At 69.8% G+C, this 18,209-nt stretch carries 12 protein-coding genes and 1 tRNA gene; 5 read left to right on the top strand and 8 right to left on the bottom strand.

Annotated elements, in window-relative coordinates; translation table 11 throughout:
- Positions 1-66: 66 nt before the first annotated feature.
- Positions 67-1,473, bottom strand: coding sequence for a DUF4407 domain-containing protein (locus ACW9TB_RS05935; protein ID WP_472746909.1), 1,407 nt, complete (start codon positions 1,471-1,473; stop codon positions 67-69).
- A gap of 304 nt (positions 1,474-1,777) precedes the next feature.
- On the opposite strand from ACW9TB_RS05935, the gene ACW9TB_RS05930 reads away from it, so the two are divergent.
- From ACW9TB_RS05930 to ACW9TB_RS05915, 4 genes are read left to right on the top strand one after another with little or no spacing between them, the layout of a single operon-like run.
- The gene (locus ACW9TB_RS05930) at positions 1,778-3,241 is read left to right on the top strand and encodes a hypothetical protein (protein ID WP_472746908.1); all 1,464 of its coding nucleotides are present in this window, start codon (positions 1,778-1,780) and stop codon (positions 3,239-3,241) included.
- Complete coding sequence (locus ACW9TB_RS05925) at positions 3,238-4,257, top strand: hypothetical protein (RefSeq protein ID WP_472746907.1); 1,020 nt, start codon at positions 3,238-3,240, stop codon at positions 4,255-4,257. Before ACW9TB_RS05930 ends, ACW9TB_RS05925 begins: the two co-directional genes overlap by 4 nt.
- A gap of 20 nt (positions 4,258-4,277) precedes the next feature.
- Entirely contained in the window at positions 4,278-6,284 is a 2,007-nt protein-coding gene (locus ACW9TB_RS05920) for a hypothetical protein (RefSeq protein ID WP_472746906.1), read from the top strand.
- Between the two features lie 13 nt (positions 6,285-6,297).
- Positions 6,298-8,091 carry a hypothetical protein gene (locus ACW9TB_RS05915; protein ID WP_472746905.1) on the top strand — a complete coding sequence of 598 codons (1,794 nt, stop codon included), beginning with the start codon at positions 6,298-6,300 and terminating at the stop codon, positions 8,089-8,091.
- A gap of 16 nt (positions 8,092-8,107) precedes the next feature.
- Here the strand turns inward: ACW9TB_RS05915 and ACW9TB_RS05910 are convergent, their stop codons facing one another.
- The 5 genes from ACW9TB_RS05910 to ACW9TB_RS05890 are packed head-to-tail and all read right to left on the bottom strand — an operon-like array spanning position 8,108 to position 15,153.
- Positions 8,108-10,834, bottom strand: a complete 2,727-nt coding sequence (locus ACW9TB_RS05910; protein ID WP_472746904.1) for a trypsin-like peptidase domain-containing protein — start codon at positions 10,832-10,834, stop codon at positions 8,108-8,110.
- Positions 10,831-12,123, bottom strand: coding sequence for a CHAT domain-containing protein (locus ACW9TB_RS05905; protein WP_472746903.1), 1,293 nt, complete (start codon positions 12,121-12,123; stop codon positions 10,831-10,833). The genes ACW9TB_RS05910 and ACW9TB_RS05905 overlap by 4 nt, the downstream gene beginning before the upstream one ends.
- On the bottom strand, positions 12,120-13,862 hold the full coding sequence (locus ACW9TB_RS05900) for a hypothetical protein (RefSeq protein ID WP_472746902.1): 1,743 nt from the start codon (positions 13,860-13,862) through the stop codon (positions 12,120-12,122). Before ACW9TB_RS05900 ends, ACW9TB_RS05905 begins: the two co-directional genes overlap by 4 nt.
- Positions 13,863-13,870: 8 nt before the next feature.
- Positions 13,871-14,806 carry an AAA family ATPase gene (locus tag ACW9TB_RS05895; protein WP_472746901.1) on the bottom strand — a complete coding sequence of 312 codons (936 nt, stop codon included), beginning with the start codon at positions 14,804-14,806 and terminating at the stop codon, positions 13,871-13,873.
- On the bottom strand, positions 14,803-15,153 hold the full coding sequence (locus ACW9TB_RS05890; protein WP_472746900.1) for a CU044_2847 family protein: 351 nt from the start codon (positions 15,151-15,153) through the stop codon (positions 14,803-14,805). Before ACW9TB_RS05890 ends, ACW9TB_RS05895 begins: the two co-directional genes overlap by 4 nt.
- 660 nt (positions 15,154-15,813) lie before the next feature.
- Between ACW9TB_RS05890 and ACW9TB_RS05885 the strand changes: the two genes are divergently transcribed.
- Positions 15,814-15,904 (top strand) — tRNA-Gly (locus tag ACW9TB_RS05885).
- Here ACW9TB_RS05885 and ACW9TB_RS05880 read toward each other — a convergent pair.
- Together ACW9TB_RS05880 and ACW9TB_RS05875 are read right to left on the bottom strand one after the other, a co-directional pair.
- A complete protein-coding gene (locus ACW9TB_RS05880; RefSeq protein WP_472746899.1) occupies positions 15,905-16,855 on the bottom strand; it encodes a hypothetical protein in 951 nt (316 codons plus the stop codon).
- A gap of 182 nt (positions 16,856-17,037) precedes the next feature.
- The gene (locus ACW9TB_RS05875; RefSeq protein ID WP_472746898.1) at positions 17,038-18,165 is read right to left on the bottom strand and encodes an NlpC/P60 family protein; all 1,128 of its coding nucleotides are present in this window, start codon (positions 18,163-18,165) and stop codon (positions 17,038-17,040) included.
- Positions 18,166-18,209 lie beyond the last annotated feature (44 nt).

The raw sequence follows: 18,209 nt of genomic DNA, 5'->3' as shown, positions 1-18,209 counted from the left end.
TACCTCCAGCGTGGAGACCCCCGGCTTCGGCCGGGGGGAGGTTGCCGACTCGGGAATCACCCAGGGTCAGTCGTCGTCATCGGGGAACAGCTCGATCTTGCCGTGGCGTTCGCCCGCCGGGGCGGTGGAGTCGGATCTGTGGAACACCCGGGTGTTCTGCATCTCGCGCAGCATGTCGTCCTCGGCGGAGTAGTGGTCGTTGTAGTGGTCGTCGTCCGGGTCCTGCGGGTTGGTCAGATGCGCGGTCTTCGGCGGCCCGGCCGAGGCCTGCGCCTCGCGAGCGGCGCGTAAGGGGTCTGGTTTTTCCCATATATCCCAAATAGACGAGGGGTCGTCGTCCTGCCTCGGCGCGGAAACCGCCGCCGGGGTGCGGTGACCGAACTGGGAACTGTAACTGTCTCGCGCGTCGCGGAACTCCTGCTTCGCCGCGAGGTTGAGAATCTTCTCGTAGTTGCCGGGCTTCTGCATCAGCTTGACCGCCACCGGCAGGCACTCGATCAGCAGGAACACCAGGAACAGCAGCAGGTGGGTGGACCGGAGGGTGATGTCCTGGCCGGACACCTCGTTGAGGGCCTGCAGCCGGATCAGCAGCCCGTCGGTGGCCTTGTTCTCCGCGTCGAACGCGTTCTGCAGGTCGCTCTGGCGCCGCACCGCGGCGTCGAGCAACTCCTTGGTCTTGGGCAGCGCCTCCGTCGCCTGGGCGAGACGCTCCTTCTTGCTGTTCTCGTCCGTGGCGGTGAGCTCCCGCTTCCGGGCGTCGATCTGCCCGTTGAGCAGCTCGACCCGGGCCTTGGCCTTCTCGTAGGTGTTCTTGCTGGCCTGGGCCAGGGGGCCGTTGCCCTTGCGCGGGCAGGTCTTCCCGCCGTAGAGCTGACACTGCCACTCGTCGTAGAGCTTCTCCGCCTGCTTCTGCTGGGCGTCGCGCTCCGCGGTCAGCGACGTGACCTTCGGGTCCTTGGCGGGGTCCAGCGGGACGTCGCCCTCGGAAGTGATCACGTTCTGGAGAGTGGTGGTCTCCCTGCGGAGGCGGTTGAGCTCCTGGGCGACGCTGCCCGCGTTCTGCTGCGCGGTGAAGTCGTTGGCGCGTTGCTGCTTGATCTGGACGATCTGCGCGTCGATCTCGGACTTGAAGATCTGCAGCACCAGCGGGGTCGAGATGACGAGGCCGAGCAGCACGGCCATGAGGATCCGGGGCAGGGCCACCCGCCAGCGGCGCGGCCCGTCGGCGTGCATGGTGCTGACCAGCCACCGGTCGAGGCTCATGATGGCCAGGCCCCAGACGAGGGCCGCAGGGATGGCGAAGAAGAGGGAGACGCCGAGCGCGGAGTTCAGGGCGAACGTCATCGACACGACGGCGAGCACGCTGGTGGTGAGCACGGCTCCGCCGATGCCCTCGAATTTGCCCTGCTCGGTCGGACAGAGTTGCAAGATCTTGGGACGTGCGCCGGACAGGGCAATCAGGAGTGTCCTCATCTATTCCCCTTCCGAATGGCGCCCAAGCTCGCGGTTATGAACTTTAGATCATGAGCTGGGAGCATCGCCATGCCGTCGACACTATTATAATTCCGTAAGGTGTGATTCCTTATACCGCAGGGAAATCAAGTCGGTGGGACGCCCCGGAAATGATCTTTGGCGGACGGCACGACGCTGACAAAAGACAGAAAGACAATCGCACCGCAGGTGTTCGGAAATTCGCCGGGAGGATTCCGGGGCGGGCGGAGCCGCCGCACCGGCAGCAGTTCGTGCCTTTCTTTAGACGCGCTACGGAGGCTTTCAGGTGACCGAGCCGGGTGAGGATCTGCTCCGTAAGGCTCTCGCCGGGGCGGTCGCGGGTCTCGACGAGTCCAGGCGGCTGGCCGTGGTGGAGGTGGCCGCCGACGGCATCACCACCTTCGACCTGCGTCGCGACGATCTGGGCAGACCGCGCTGCCAGGTCGATCCGGTGATGCCGTGGACCTCCCTGGCGGGTGAGCGCGGATGGGACAACACTGGATACACCTCCACGTACGCCTCCACGCGGTCAGACCTCAGGCGGCAGGATCCTACCGAGGAGGCCGTCATCCGCGCCGCGGGCGTCCCTCCCCACGCCGCGCTGATCCTGGTGTGTTCCTTCCCCGACAGTCCCCTGGCCGGCCAGGCGCTGGCCTGGCTGCACGCCGCGTTCCCGGAGGCGACGGCTTTCGTCCAGGCGGACGTGCGGGTCGACGCGCTGCTCCGCGAGGTCATCGTGAACGACCCGCTGGACCGCCCGTACGAGCTGGTCGTGCTGAGGCGGAGCGTGGTGACGGGCCAGCTCGAACTCGGCGCCCATCAGCTGTTCACCATCGGGGCGCGGCCCGGCGCGGTCGCCAGGGTCACCGCGCGCTGCGAGGAGGGTGACGAGCGGGGCACCGCCTTCGCCGTGGTGGCCTGGGGCCGGAGGCCGCTGCTGCTGTCACTCCAGTCGGCGAGGCTCGCCCCCGGCCGTTACGACTTCACGGTCGAGCTGCAGCGGCCGGGCCGGGTCCGTCTCACCGGCCTGCCCGGCCTGGTGAAGGACGATCGCAGCTGGGCCGACCTGGTCGCCGCGGTGCCGCGCCACCTCGACTCCCGGGCCGGTTCGCAGCACCTGATCTGCGCGGTCGAGATCAGCGGCGCCCCGGGTGACGTCGGGAAGCGGCTTGAGCGCCTCCACCAGATGATCGCGACGATGTCCGCGAGTGCCTCCGGCCTTCTCGCGGTGTCACTGGTCACCTACGGCGCGCACTCCTACGATCGGAGGGTTCCCGAGAGGGAGGTCGAGGTCGTGGACTGGCTGGTCTCTCCCGGACAGGCCCTGACCTCGCTGATCGGCCTGGAGGAGAACCTCCCGGTCTCGAAGGGCCACCCGTACGGCGCGCAGCTGGAGGACATGCTGGCCGTGGTGGCCGGCCGGATCGCCACGGGAGGGGCCGAGCGGACGGTGCTGCTCACGGTCGGCGACCGGGCGCCGCATCCGGCCAGGGTGAACGGGACAATCCTGCCCTGCCCGCACCGCCATGACTGGCACGCGCTGCTGAACCTGCTCGAACAGTATCCGGGCATGGCGTTCGGGGCGATCTGCGACCGGGACGTCGGGGAGGCCGACCCCGTCTGGTCCCGCCTGGGCGCGACGGCGCTGACCTGGCTGGACGCCCTGGACATCCGTGAGTTCCGCGCCGAGCTCGGCCTGGCGGCGCCCCAAGACCGATCGATCCCCTTCCCTCTGATCGAGGTGCCATGACGAACATGTGGAGCGGGCAGCGTACGCCCCCCGAGGTGGGAGCCGGGCGTTCACAGCCCAACATCACGATGTGGGGCGCTCCGGGCAGTGGTAAGACCACGCTCCTCGCCGCGCTCAACACCGCCCTGCTCCGCCAGGAGAACAACTGGAGGCTCGTGGGCGCGGACGCCCCGTCCACCAGCTTCCTGACGGAGAAGACCACGGCGCTGGTGCGGGACAGGGTGTTCCCCGAGGCGACACAGAGTCTGGACAACTACAACTGGTTCCTGATCGGGCGCGAGCGGCAGCGGCGTGCGCGCTGGTTGCGCAGGTCGAAGGAGGCCCGTGCCCTCAAGATCGGCATCAACCTGCTCGACCCGCCCGGCGGGGCCTTCGGCAACAACCGGGGGGGTGCCAGCCAGCAGGACCTGCTCCGCAACCTGGTGCACAGCAGGGGCGTCGTCTTCCTCTTCGACCCCATCAGGGAGAACGAGGACGGTGACGCGTTCGAGTACCTCTACGGGGCACTGGCCCAGCTCGCCGAGCAGGTGATCGCCGGGTCCGAGGTGACGGACGGCAGGCTGCCGCACTATCTCGCGGTCTGCATCACCAAGTTCGACGACTTCAAGGTCCTGGAGACGGCGAAGCGGCTGAGGCTGCTCACGACCGACCCCGAGGACACCTTCGGGTTTCCCCGGGTGGCGAACGAGGACGCGAAAGAGCTGTTCCAGCACCTGTGCAGGGTGTCGGCCAGCGGGAACGCCGATATGGTGCTAAATGCTATTGGGCGATTTTTCCGTGAAGACCGAATTAGGTACTTTGTCACTTCCTCAATCGGTTTCTATGTCGGTCCCAAGAGCAGGGTTTTCGACATGGACGACTATCAGAACCTTGTTCCGACGTTGCCCGAGCCCGTGGACGGCCAATCGGTCTCCGACACCAGGTACACCACCGAGATCCGGATACGCGGTGAAGTGCGTCCCATCAATGTGATGGAGCCGATGCTCTGGCTCGGGCAGCGGATTTTCACGCCGTAGCCGATCAGGAGGACTGGCCGATGAGCACGGTGCGGTTGCCGTTCGAATGGGCGGTGGGGGGAAAGCTCCCGGGCAGCGGTGACGACTACAAGATCCTCGCCTGCAGTCAGGGGCTGCTCAGCTACGACGACTTCGAGGAGATCAGAGCGGTCTACACGATCGGCACGCCGGAGACGCTGCCCCAGGTCATGATCGCGTGGGTGGGCAGTGGCGACGACGCGCACCTGGTCCTGGCCATCCAGACGTGGTCGGACGGGGAGGACAGGCAGCACCGGAGGATCGCCCGCACCCGCTACTTCTGCGTGCCGTACGCCCGTATCACCCAGTCTCCCCGCCCCGTGTCCTACGAGGACCTCTACCGCGCCCTTGAGGAGTGCCCGCTGCCCGTGGACGGGCAACTCGTCGTCACGGTTCCCACGCTCGACTCCGACGCGGTGGCGGCGAGGCTCGACGGGAGGGCCATGACCACGGCCGCGCTGCTCATGACCGGTCAGCAGGTCTGCGTCGTGGGGGGCGAGGCCGTTCTGATGGACGAGCGCCTGCGGTTCCTCGACACGGTGGCCGCGCTGCTCCCGTACGGCATGCGCGCGAGGCTGACGGCGTCCACCTGGGCCAGCAGCACCGCCGACCACAAGATCAGGCTGGCGTTCACCCAGCACGCCCCGGCCAAGGCGTACCCCGTCGTCTGGGGGCAGAAGGCGCAGATCCCCGCGGGCGAGGAAGACGCGTACCACTATCTCGCCCTGCTGGGGCGTCACGATCCGGACGCCAAGCTGGTCGACTGGTTCGCCGCGCGGACCGAACCGCTCACGTTCGGCAGGAACGGGAGAGCCCGTGCGCTGGACCTGCTCCGGGGGTTCGCCCCTTCGTCCGCACCGGCACTCATGCCCCCGGCCCCCCCGACCCCGACCCCGACCCCGGCCCCGCCCGTGTCCGTGCCCGCGCGGCCACCCGCCCAGGAGCCGCTGGAAGGACTGCTGACCGAGTGCGCCGACGTCCTCGAAAGAGGGGGGATGGCCCAGATCAGGGCCGTTCTCGAAAAGCTGGACGGCGCCGTCGCGGACCGCGGGCAGATGATCTCGGATGACGAGCGCGCCCGCTACCAGAAGATCATCGAGGATCGGCGGCTGCTGGAGCCGAAGAACAACCTGCCCGAGGATCTGGAGGCTCACCTGCACACGATGGTCCGGATGGCCGGACAGGGGGTGGCGGCCGCGGCCGCGCAGACGGGCAGGCCCGTCAGGAACGGGGCCCAGCCGGCCGGGGAGCCGACGACGGAGATCGTTCACAAATCCCCTCCCGATCCGGTCGCCTCCATGAGAGCGACGTACCAGCGGGGACGGGAGGAGCTGGACGCGAGGCTCAGGCCGCTGCGGACCACGGAGCTCGTCGCGGAGGCCGCGCGGCTGTCCCACGACATACGGGCGGTGAGGATCGCCTGCGACGAGCTCGTCAAGCGGGGCGACGGCGACGCCAAGGACCCGGATGTCGCCAAGGCCCTTCGCGAGTACGGCTACTTCGCCGACGCGATCGACGCGCTCTATCCGCCCGGTAGCCGGGCCGGGTTCGACCTGCTCTCCGATCTGCTGAGGGCGGCCTACGGGCAGGAGATCACCCCCCAGGCGTTCGAGAAGATCTTCCCCCCGCTGGACAGGCGGTCGGGGATGCTGATCGCCGCCGCGGTGGTCCTGTCCGGCGCGGACGTGGGGGAGGCCCTGAAGAATTCCGTCATCAAGCTCGCGCACGACTCGGGGCTCGATCGCGAGATCGTCGAGCAGGTGGAGGAGCGGCTGCTCGAATCCGAGCCCGTGAAGAAGAGGTGGTTCAGGCGCGAACGCCAGAGCGGCAGGGGCCGCAGGGGCGTCGGGAGCCTCGGGCGTCTCAAGGAGGTCAGGGACGTCCCCGACAGCAAGAACGCCAGGGGCAGACCTCTCATCCCCACACCGACCCTGTACCTCCTGGTGATCGTGCTCGCCATCATCGCGCTGGTGGAGCTCTTCATGCTCATCCCGGCCCCGGGTTCCTGAGCGGGGGGCGGTCATGCTGATAAAAGCCGAGTGGGCACTGTGGGGCATGCCTCCGGGAAGCAAGGACTCCCCCGACGTCCTGTCCTGCAGCCGGGGACGGATCGACCGCTCGGGCTTCCTCACGCTTGTCGACCGGTACGCGAAGGCGACCCCGAGGAAACTCCCCCAGGTGACGATCGCCAGGGCGAGCGCCAACGAGGGCGCGCACCTCTTCCTGGCCGTCCAGGAGTGGTCCGACACGTTCGACGGGCTGTTCCGGCGGATAGCGGTCACCCGCTGCTTCTGCGTGCCCTACGCGCAGGCCGCCTCCGGTCCCGTCTCCTACGAGGGGCTCCACCGGGCGCTGAACGGTCAGGCGCTGCCGTCCGGCGGTGACCCGCTCCTCATCGACCCACCGCCACTGGACGCCGAGGCCGTCGCCGAGGCCGTGGACCGGACCGCCATCGGCGCGGCGGCCCTCCTGCTCACCGGCCAGCGGGTCTGCGTCGTCGAAGGCGACGGAGCGTCGCTGCTCGACCGGCTCCGGTTCCTGGACACGGTGGCCGCGCTGCTCCCGTACGGCTTCAGGACCAAGCTGATCGCCTCGACGTGGGCTCCCTTCAGGGCCGAGCACCGGAACAGGCTGTTCTTCGCCGAGCACCCGTCGGGGAGCGCGCTCAACATCACCTGGAGACAGGAGGTGAGCATTCCCGAGGGTCACGACGTCGCCCACCGCTATCACGAGCTGCTGACGAGCAGGAAGGAGAAAGGGCTCGCGGAGCTGATCACGCGGTTCTCCCGCGAGACGGAGCAGCGGAAGTTCTCCACGGAGACCCTGGCGGCCGTCCTTTCGATCGCCGAGTCCGGAGAGGCGCCCTCCCACACGCCGATCGACGACGTGCTGAGCGCCTGCGCCGACAGCATCGAGTACGGGCAGGCCGACCTGCTCCCCGGTCATCTGGCCCGGCTCGAAGCGCTGCGGGGTTCGGCCGCCGTGAACGGCAGCGTGCGCCGCCGGCGCAACATCGTGAGCGACCGCCGTCTCCTGGCCCCGAGTTCCGCCCTGGTCCCGGAGGTTCAGGAGCGTCTCTACGATCTGGTGCTGAACGTGGCCTACGGGCCCGAACTCACCGTCGAGGGGCTCGACCAGATCCTCGGGGAGGTGGACCCGATCCCCGCCCGGCTGCTGACCGCGCTGATCCGGATGCCGTCGGCCGACCCGATCGTCAAGCTGAGACTCGCCGCCCGTCTCGACCCGCGCCGGTCCTCGCCGGTCCTCGCGCCGCTGTCCGTCGAGGAACTCGTCGCCGCGGGGGAGCGGGAGTCGGCCGACGCGCCCGTCGTACGGCTCGTGTGCTCGGAGCTCGCGGCCCGCTGGGCGGCCGAGCCCTTCCAGCGGGCCGGTATCGACGCGGCCCTGCGAGGCCGGGGGCGGCTCGTGGCCGCGATCGAGCGGCTCGACGAGTCCGACGCGGACGTCCAGTTCGAGAGCTGCCTCGTCCTGCTGGTGGCCGGTTACGGCTCGTCCCTCGACTCCGACAAGGTGCGGGAGGTCTTCACCTCGCGTGCCAAGGCGTTGTCGGTGCCGCTGCTCGCCGCGCTGGCGCTGCTGTGCGACGGCCCCGCCCGTCAGTTGCTCCCGCAACTCCTCTTCCAAAGGCTTCTCGGCCAGGGCGGCATGACCTCGAAGACCTTCGACAAGTTCCGGATCGAGCGCGACGTCCCGGAGCCACCCCCGCCGGGGGCGCGCACCACCCGGCCGGAGGAGCCCGGTGCCGACCCCTCACTCCTGCGACGCCTCGGGTTCACGTATCGCAAACGCGGCTAGGAGGGGCCGGTCCGGCTCACGTCCACGCCAGCCAGAGGAACGGCTCCAGCACGTTGATCGGACGCACTTTGCCGCGTATCCGGACCTCGTCACCGGGATCGGGCCCGGACCTCGCCGGAAGGAGGTTCTGATAGTCGTCGATGTTGAAATGTCCGCTGTCGGGGCTGACGTAGAAGCCGATCGACGAGGTCACGAAATATCTGGTCCGGTCTGGGTGGAAGAAACGGGTGATGGCGTTCGGCACCATGTCCGTGTTGCCGCCGGGGGATATCCGGCACAGCTGCTGGAACAGCTCCTTCGCGTCCTCGCCGGTCACCCGGGGAAACCCGAAGGGGTCCTCGAGGTCGGTCATGAGCAGCCTCAGCCGCTTCGCCGTCTCCAGAACCTTGTAGTCGTCGAACTTGGTGACGCAGACCGCGAGACGTTGCGGCAGGCGGCCGGTCGCGTCGAGGTCCCGGCCGAGCCGGGGCAGCGTGCTCAGGAAGAAGCCGTAGGCGTCGTCCCCTTCCTGCTCGCGGAGGGGATCGAAGAGATAGACCAGGTCGTCGCAGGCGGCGAGCCATCGCGTCATGTCCTCGCGCGACCCGCCGGAGGTGTCCATGACGCCGAGATGGAGACGGACGCTGGTCTCGCGGCGCCCCAGCCCCCAGAAGCCCCGGGACGACCGGTTCCCCAGGATCGTCAGCTCCGCGTCGTCCAGGACGACGTCCGACGAGGGGAACGCGCGTTCCTGTACGAGGGCGTTGGTCAGGGTGACGAGCTGACCGGCCCCCGCCCGGTTGGCACCCAGCAGCGACAGGCCGGAGTGGTGGCCCAGGATCGCCAGGTTGAGCGCGGCGAGAAAGGTCGCCTTACCGCTGCCCTCGGGGCCGAGCAGCCCGACGCGGCGCACGCGCTGGCCGGGTTCGGGCGCCGGGCCGTGCTCGGCCGTGGTCCTGCGCCGGGAAGGCTGCCTCCTCGCGGGCAGGGCGTGCTGTATGGCCATCGCGTCCACGAGGGCGGCGGGGTCGGCCTGGCGGAGTTCCACGAAGTGGTCGGCGCCGAGCTGTCTCAGGTGCGGGGACGTCCGGCCCGGCGCGTCGTCGGCGACGGTCATGAGGCGCACCCCGCGTTCGGCGAGCCGGCGGGTCAGCTGCTGGTGGTCGTAACGGTGCGGGCACGGGAGTCCCCCCTCGCGGCTGGCCCTGGCCGGATGGGGCGGCTGCCTCGCCAGCACCAGCAGGACGACGGGATGGTCCGTCTCGCCGGCGGGGAGGAGGCTGTCGATGCGGTGCAGGGCGTCCTCCAGGGGGGCGGCCCCCGGAAAGCTCCTCGACGTCGACTCCAGATCCGCCAGTGACGCCAGGGCGTTCTCCGCGGGTGCCAGCCAGGAGCAGGTGACCACGGACCGGTGCCCGTCGCCGCGGCGGCTGAAGTCGTGGTAGGTGTAGCCGACGAGCGCCACGTTCACCTGGCCGGGGTATCTGGCCGCCAGCTGTTCGATCGTGGCCGCCGCCAGCTCCCGGCGTCGCAGGACGGCCCCCTCACTCCCGGACATCTCGATAGCGAAGATCACGTCTGCCCGCTCCGAGGGGGCGGGGGCGGCCCGCTCGCCCAGCAGTTTGTCCAGCAGCCCGGCCTCGGGATTCGCCGGGACGTCGTCGGGGTCCCGCGGGACTCCGGAGCGCACCGGGACCGGGTGACTCCTGCGATCACGGACAGCCGGTCTCCTCCCACCGCCCGCGGACAGCTGTCCGGGAAGCAGCGCGTTCACCTCGCGCATCGTGATCGCCACACAGCTGCCCGTCCCGCCGACCGCCGTCACCATTCCGACGACGGCTCCGTAGCCGGGCGACCACACTGCGGCGCCGCTGAGGCCGGGATCCAGCTGGTGGCCGGGGTCGGTGGTCAGCGTGACGCTCCCGTGGGCGAGGGCGGTGTCCATGACCCCCTTGACGATCACACTCCGGCCCTCGCCGTCGGGCAGCCTCGCCGCCGACCAGCGCCGTCCCACCAGGTCGTCCACCTTGTCCAGCCGTACGGGCGCCGTGACCACCTCGGGGGAGGGGGGCTCCGCGAGCACCAGGACCGTCAGGCCCCCCGGGGATGTCTCCGGCCCCGCCCCCGAGACCCTCGCGGCCACCGAGGCCCGGTAGCGGTGCGCGGGCCGGTTCGCCCTGGGGAAGGTCACCCACAGCCGGTCCGCGGATCGGTGGTCGAGCGGGACGACATGGCCGCAGGTCAGCACCCGATCGTCGTCGATGAGCACCCCGGCGCCCACCGGCACCGGATCGTCCCCCAGATGGATCGCGGCGATCCAGGTCCCGTCCTCCCCCGGCCGCTTCTCCTGCCGGGGTCTCCCCGGCACGGCCTGGAGATCGGGCTGGCGGCCCTTCCCTTCGGGGACGAGCGTGGTGACGCGTACGGGCAGGATGTCGATCCTGACGGTGGCGCCCCGCTGGGTGCTGAGGCTGAGCCGGAGCTCGTCGTCCCCGGCGTCCCCCCGCGCGGTCACGACGAACCGGGCCGGTCCGTACGTGCCGCCGAACCGGTGGAGGATCACCGAGATGTCGTCCACCGACTCGACGGTGATCCGTTCCCCGCCGTCGAGCATGCAGCTGAAGGCGAACTCCTCCTCCGGGTAGGGCCACTCGTCGCCGGGCCGCGCGAGCCTGAGATCCACCGTGACCAGGTACTCCTGGCCCACCATCATGGTCTGGGGCCAGCTGACCAGAGGTTCCAGCTGGACGGTGGGCGGACTCACCGGGTCTCCTCGCGCGGCCTCAGGGTGGTCTCCGGGTTTCCGAAGTACGCGTACATGAAGGCGTAGAAGAACGGGAGCAGCCGCACGGCGGCCTCGGTGTCGTCCTCGTAGGGAACGTCCCCGATCGATGCCGCGGCCCTTCTCCGGCAGTCGCGCAGGGCGACGGCCACGGGCGTGTCGGGGTTCTCGGTGAGGGTGTGGAGCAGGGCCTTCGCCAGGTCGTATCCGTACTCCCGGCCGACCTCTCCCATCGTCCCGATGAACCCGGAGGCCCCCGCGTCGAGGAAGACCTTGGCGAAGCTGCGCAGCGTGGTGTTGAGGTAGGGGTCGACCCCTTCCCTGCCGGAGTGGCAGGTGTTGAGGAAGACGAGCCCGCCGGTCTGTTCCAGGCGGAGCAGGTCGTGCGCGTGGATCTCGCGGAGGCTGATCCCGCGCTCCGAGTCGCGAGGACCCTCGATGAGCTTTATGTCGGCCCTGGAGTACGGGGTGTCGGCCCTTCCGTACTGTCCATGACAGGCCACGTAGACAAGGGAGACGGGGTCACCCTTCTTGTCCAGGGAGTTCAGCAGGGTTCTGAGGGAGAGCTCCCGGGTGGTCACCTGGAACCGGTCCAGCAGGGCCCGGTCGCCCGCCATGTCGGGAGCGACATAGGTGAGGATCTCGCCGGTGCATCTGGTCACCGCCGCGGTCGGCCTTCCCACCGAGCGGGCGATCGGGAACAGCGCGCCCAGCCATCCGACGGTCAGGTCCTTGTCGCGGTGCCGCAGGAGCTCCCAGGGAAGGCCGTAGCCCGTCAGGTCCTCGATGATCATATAGACGTCGTCGCCGTGCGCCCGGCGGATCTTGGAGAGAAAGCCCCTGAGATCCTCACTGGCGTCCTTGGACCAGGTGATGAGGCGTATGAACGTGCTGTTGGGAGACTCCCCGTCGCGATGGATGAGGTCCCCCAGGGTCAGCCTGGCGGGCCTCACCTGTCCCGGCTGCCGCTGGTAGGCGAGCGCGATGCCGCAGCAGCAGACCCCCTCGATCCCGTAGCTCTCGGCGCCACCGTCCCTCCACACTTTCAGGATGGCGGTTCTGGGGGGCAGACCGGCGTTGAGTTCGACGGGGGCCGGGGAGAGGGGCCTCGGTTCCGAGGCCACCGCGCCGGGGGCGCCGACCGGCGAGACCCGTGCCTCCGCCACCCCGGGGGAGGCACTCCTCGCTCGCGCGTGCCCGGCGGCGCGCGGGTTGACGGAACGCCCGTCGCGGAGCAGCGCCCTGCGCAACCCGTTCGGCATGCCGGTCATCGGGACTCACCGCCCTGCTGGAGCCGGGCGCCGCAGGCCTCGGCCAGCGCGCGGGTCAGGGCCGCGCCCGGCCGGGGGCCCGGGTCGAGGACGACGGCGTGGATCCGCTTCATCCTGCTCAGCTCTCGTGCCATCGCCAGCGCGTCCTCCACTCCCTCGCTGCCGACGTGGTCGGGCAGCTTGCCCGTCGCGCTCGCGCGCAACGGTATGTTTCCGCGCCCGTCGGTGACGATGACGAGCAGCACGTCGTCGGCCGGCACCCTCCCCAGGTGGAGCCGGTGGCGCAGCGTCTCGACGGCGAGGTCGAGTCCGTGCGCGAGCGGGGTGCAGCGGCCCACCGGCCGTTCGAGGGCTCGTACGACCCGGGGATCGAGCAGGTTGGACGCGCTGAACCGCTGGGCGCGGAGCTCGTTGGCGACGTCCGCCGCGCCGACCTCGATCACGGAGACGGCGGCCCTGCTGGTGTAGGCCCACTGCAGGTAGGGGGCGAGGGCGTCGAGCCAGTCCCAGCCGATCCTGCACGTGTGGTCCAGGACGAGGACCAGGAGTTTGGCCGGGGCGGCGCTGCGGCGGTGAACCCTCAGGTCCGGCGGGATCAGGTGCAGGGAGTGCGGCGGGAGGGAGTGGTGGTCCTCGCACCGCCGTGCCTGCAGGGGAGCGGCGCCGAGGATGGTGGCGACGATGGCGAGGTCGCCGAAGGTGCCCGGCCGCGACCCGATGGACCTGCCGTGGCTCGGCCGCGACGAGGAGTGCCGCGTGGTCGGTGAGCGAAGCGACCCCGGATCTCGTTCGGGCTCGACGTCGTCCTCGGGGTAGGGGCCGCCGGGGTCGGCGGGGGAGACGGGGCCCGGAGCGAGCGGCTGGGCGGGAGCCGGGGCCGCGATGGTGAACCCGTCCGGCCGGGGCGGGAGGGGTGATTCCTCTCCGCCGCGCCTCCCGGCTCCCCGGTCCCCTCGGGGGGTGTGCCGTCCGCGGGCGTCGTCGCCGTCGGAGCCGGAGTCCTGACCCCGGTCGCGCGGGGCGGGGAGGCGCAGGAGCGACGCCGCCCGCTCGACGTCGGCGTTCGTGACCCGCGTACGCTCGTCGAGGGTCGCCAGCGCCCGGCTGATCCTGGCGAGGGCGAGATCGCGGCGCGCACCGGCCGTGCCCGCGGGGACACGGCCGAGGACCTCTCCGACCACCTCGTCGGGTACGGTCGCGAGCCGGCCCCCGGCCAGCGCGCGGCGCCACTTCTCGGACGGGGGTTCCAGCTCCGAGTGCAGCCCGGAGGCGTTGACGCGCAGGGGGAAGCGGTCGAGCAGATGGGGTGGGATACGGCCGACGTCGGCGCGGGCGCAGGTGGCCACCCACCGGGTTCGCGGCACCCAGGCCACGCTGAGCCCCTCGCGCTCCAGGTGGGCCACGTCGGCGTCCAGAAGGGTGATCGCGGCCCGCTGCCCGGTGAGCGAGAGCTTCGCGAGATCGGAGACGAGGACGGTGAGGGGAGGGGCGCCGCTCCTGTCGACCAGAGCTCCCGGGGAGACGCCGAACGTGGGCTTGGCGGTCAGGCCGATCCACGCGGTGTCCGCGACGGCCGACACTCCCAGCACGTACGGGTGGGGGTTTCCGAGAAGCGAGCCGAGCCAGTACCCGATGTCGAGGAGCAGGGCGGGCTCCAGGTCGAACAGGAGCACCCCGCGGAGCCGAGGGTCGAGCGCGGCGCACGCCAGGGCGTACCTCACCCGCGATGCGGTCGGCATGGCCATGGTCACCCCAGGATGATTCTGTCCAGCTGGTCTCGTTCCTTGGTGGTCCACGTGATGGACTCGCCGTACACCGCCTCGGGCAGGCGGTGCGCCAGCGCGAACTCGGCCACCGCGCGGACGTCGTCGGGGGTGACGACCTTGTGCCCGTCCAGTGCCGCCCGCGCTCTGGCGGCCAGTGCCATCATCTTCTCGCCGCGGTGCCCGGCCACCTCGAACCTCGCCGAGATCCGGGAGCAGAGGCCGAGGATCTCGTCCGGCATCCTCACCTGGCCCATTCTCGCCCTGGCACGGTCGAGACGCGTCCGGATCTCCCGGTCCCGCGCGGCTCCCTGCTCCAGCCACGGGGAGCCCGGCTTGGCGACCTCCTCCTCGAAGCGCAGGACCGTGCGGAGGATCTCGTGCCGCTGCTCGACCGCGGTCTCGGCGCTGACCGGCACCAGCAGGCCGAACCGGTCGAGAAGCTGCGGGCGCAGCCACCCCTCCTCGGGGTTCATGGTGCCGACCAGCGTGAACTTGACGGTGACCGTCGGCCTGTCGAGCCCTTCCCGGTGGACCACCAGCACATTGGTCGAGGTGACGTCCAGGATGATGTTGACCAGGTGGTCGTCGAGGAGGTTGACCTCGTCGATGTAGAGGAGGCCCTGCCTGCCGGCGGCTTCGAGCAGGCCCGGCTGCCACTCGGTCTTGCCCGTCATCAGCGCGTCGATGCTCCAGCCGCCCAGCACGCGGTCCTCGGTGGCGTTGATGGGCAGCGTGACCGGAAGCTCGCCGTAGGCCATGAGGCTGAAGGACCGCACCGTGGTCGACTTGGCCGTGCCGCGCTCGCCGCTGACCAGCACGCCGTCGATGCCCGGCGCGACGAAGGCCAGCTCCAGGCATCGGCGCAGATCCGTCTGTCCGACGACGTGGCTGTAGGGCAGAATGCGTACCTCGGTCATGGAGTCGGCTTCCTCCAGCGCAGCGTCACCAGGAGCTGCGCCCCCGAGCTCAACTCCACGATCTTCGCGCCGACCTTGCCGTCGACCTTCACGGCGAGTTGCATCTCGAACTCGTCGGGACGCGCCTTCTCCGCCATGGCCGCGATCTGGTCCCGTGCCTCGTAGGCGCAGCTCGCCACCATCTGGATCGCCTCGCTGAACAGGTGACGGCTGATCACCAGTGGCTTTTCCAGTGGTCCCCGGGTTTCGCCGCCGTAGATCGAGGAGAGGTCATTCGTCGGTAATTCGTCGATCTCGATTTGGATGTCCCCGTGACCGGACGCACTGGGAACCGCCACCACAACCATGAAACCTCACCGGAGATTGACGTTGTTTCCCGTACCGCATGGCAGGCCCCCGATTCTGCCGTAGATACCGGTGCGCGTCACCATATCCGGTGATGTGCTTTCTTTGGAACGCGGCTCGGTTGATTATCCCGCCGCCGGGTCTTCGGATGAAACGACTCGCATTCATCGGGTCCTGCGCGGGTCTCCGGTGTTCTCGCAGTTCACGCGAGGTCTCCGTCCGTTCGGGAGCCTTTCGCGATCTTTTCCGCCGGGACGGGCGCCGGTGGCCAGGTCCGTGCGGGGCCGCCGGTACGAGCGGGCTCGGCGTCGGCGTGAGGTCACCAAGATCTATATGTATCTTTAGCAGGAAATAGTATGAAATATCATCTCAATTTTGGTTGGGCGTTCGAGGGTGATGTGGAACGGCCGCTTCCCCGCCATCCATCGATCGCCCCGGGCCTCCACCGGCACCCGAACGGAAAGCCGCTACGGCTCCGCCGGTGTGCGGTCCGAAAGCCCGTCCCTGCCGTGGCGGCCTTTCTTTGGAATTCCGCTCCTCCGTGTCAGGATCTGTCATCGGTTTCCTGACCCGTGGAACGGGCGAGCTCCACGGAAGGCCGCGCGAATTCCCCGTGTCCATGAGGATCCCGGCGCCCACGGCCCGCTCAGAACCAGTCGTGAGCGGGCCGTTCAACGGGACTTCGATGCCACCGCACTGCCAATGCGGTTTGGATTTACCGCCATCCGGGGTTCGAATCCCCGGGCCTCCGCGTCAGCGGAGGACGAGGGGCCGGTACGCGCTGAAACCGGTCCCCGGTGACAGGCCGTGCTTGACGACGCGGTGGTCGGTGCCGTAGCCGGAGCGCTGCTGGTAGGCCCAGTACGAGGTGCGCCTGGCGTCGGCCCACCGGTCGAAGATGACCACCGCGCGGGCGGTGTTGCCACCGACCGGGTCGATGACGAGATCACCCTGGAGCAGGTCGGTCATCTTGATGGGGCGGGTGTGGGTGCCGGTGGCCAGGATTGTGGTGATGGGTCCGGGCTTGGCGAGGCCGAGTGTCATGGCGACGTAGCCGGAGCCGTCGGCCCGGTAGCCGCCCTGCTGCTTGGTCTGGCTGTAGGGCACCCGCTGCGCGGTCGCGGGCTTCCAGGTCCTGGCACGGGCGACGACCTGTTCCCGGGTCACACCGGGGACGGGCCACAGCGCCGAGACGATCGTCTGTCCGTCCGCCGCCTGCGGCTGGTACCGCTCCGGATACTTCGACACCTGCACGCGCTGGCAGACATCGCCCACCACCGCCGTCCGCCAGGACCCGTCGGGGTACTTGCGGAGCATCTTGTCGAGGAACGCGCCGGTCGCCCAGTTCACGTCCAGCCGCTGGGCGGCGCTGCCCCAGGTGGCCCGCTGCTGGAACACGCCCAGGCTGTCGTGGTCCACCTCCCGGTTGATGTTCCGCACGCCCGTTTCGACGATGGCGGTGGTGATCGCGACCACCGCGGCCTCCCGGGGGAGCCCCCGGGCACGGACCGCCCCGACCACCGTCCGGGCGCAGGAGACGCGGTAGCCGTCCATGTAACCGCGCATCTTCATCGTCAACCGGCCGTTGAGAGCGGTGGCCAGCTCCGTGTCGCCCGCCGTCACCCCTCCGCCGCCGCAGGGAGCGGTCGGCAGGGGAGCGGTCGCGGCCTCGGCCGGGGGTGTGCCCAGGACACTCACTCCCATGGACACCGCGAGGAGGAGCGCTCCCGCGATCCCGCCCAGTCCGCTCAGCCCGCCCGGACCGGTCAGAGTGTCCGGGCCGCTCGGTCCACCCGGGCTGCTCAGTCCGCTCAGTCCGTCCAAGCTGTCCGGGCCGTTCAGGCTGTCCGGGCTCGACGGTCCGAAGCCGGGCCGTGAGCGGTGCACTAGCGGATCCTCACCGGACGGTAGGCCCGGAACTGGGTGCCGGAGGTCAGGCCGTGCTTGACGACGCGGTGGTCGGTGCCGTAGCCGGAGCGCTGCTGGTAGGCCCAGTACGAGGTGCGCTTGGCGTCGGCCCAGCGGTCGAAGATGACGACCTGTCGTGCGGTGTTGCCGCCGACCGGGTCGATGACGAGGTCGCCCTGGAGCAGGTCGGTCATCTTGATGAGGCGGGTGTGGGTGTTGGTGGCCAGGGCGGTGGTGATGGGTCCGGGCTTGGCGAGGCCGAGGGTCATGGCGACGTAGCCGGAGCCGTCGGCCCGGTAGCCGCCCTGCGTCTTGGTCTGGCTGTAGGGGATGCGCTGCGCGGTCGCGGGTTTCCAGGTCTTGGCGCGGGCGATCACCTGGGCGCGGGTGACCGTGGTGGGCGGCGGCGGCGCGTCCTCGCGGATGTTCAGCGCCCGGTACGCCTTGTACTCGCTCTTCGCCGCCAGTCCGTAGTTGCGCGTACGGTAGTCCGTTCCGTAGCTGCCGCGCTGCTCGTAGGCCCAGTACGAGGTGCGCCCCGAGTTGGCCCACCGGTCGAAGATGACGACGTGCCGGGTGGTGTTGCTGCCGATGGCGTCGATCACCAGATCGCCCTTGAGCAGCTGGGACATCTTGATGGGACGGCTGAAGGCGCTCTTGGCCAGCCCGACGGTGATCTGTCCGGGCTTGCCGAGGCCGAGTGCCATCGAGGCGTAGCCGGAGCAGTCGGTCCGGTAGCCGCCGTGCGTCTTGGTCTGGCTGTAGGGGATGCGCTGCGCGGTGCCGGGCTTCCAGGTCTTGGCCCGCGCGATCATCTGCGAGCGGGTGATCGGGGCCGCGGCGGCCAGCGTCTGCGCCGCTTCCTCATCCGGTTCCGGGGACGTCTCGGTCTCGTCCTCCGGCGCCGGTGTCGCCGTGGGAACGGGGGTGGGAGTGGGAGTGGGGGTCGGGGTGGGCGCCGGCGTCGCGGTCGCCCCCGCCAGCGGATCGGCGAGGGTGCTCACCGCCTGTGCGGACGCCGCCGGTGCCAGGCCACCACCACAGGCGATCACCGTGATGAGCGCCAGGTTTCCCGCCGTGATCCAGGAGCTTCGGTTCGAGGGCATGTGCTCTCCTTGTCCCTGCCGTTGATCGTTCGGTTGGCGGGACA

This window comes from Streptosporangium sp. H13245 (genome assembly GCF_055690525.1).
The sequence above is the reverse complement of the archived record's forward strand: the minus strand, read 5'-3'. Positions and strand labels throughout refer to the sequence as shown.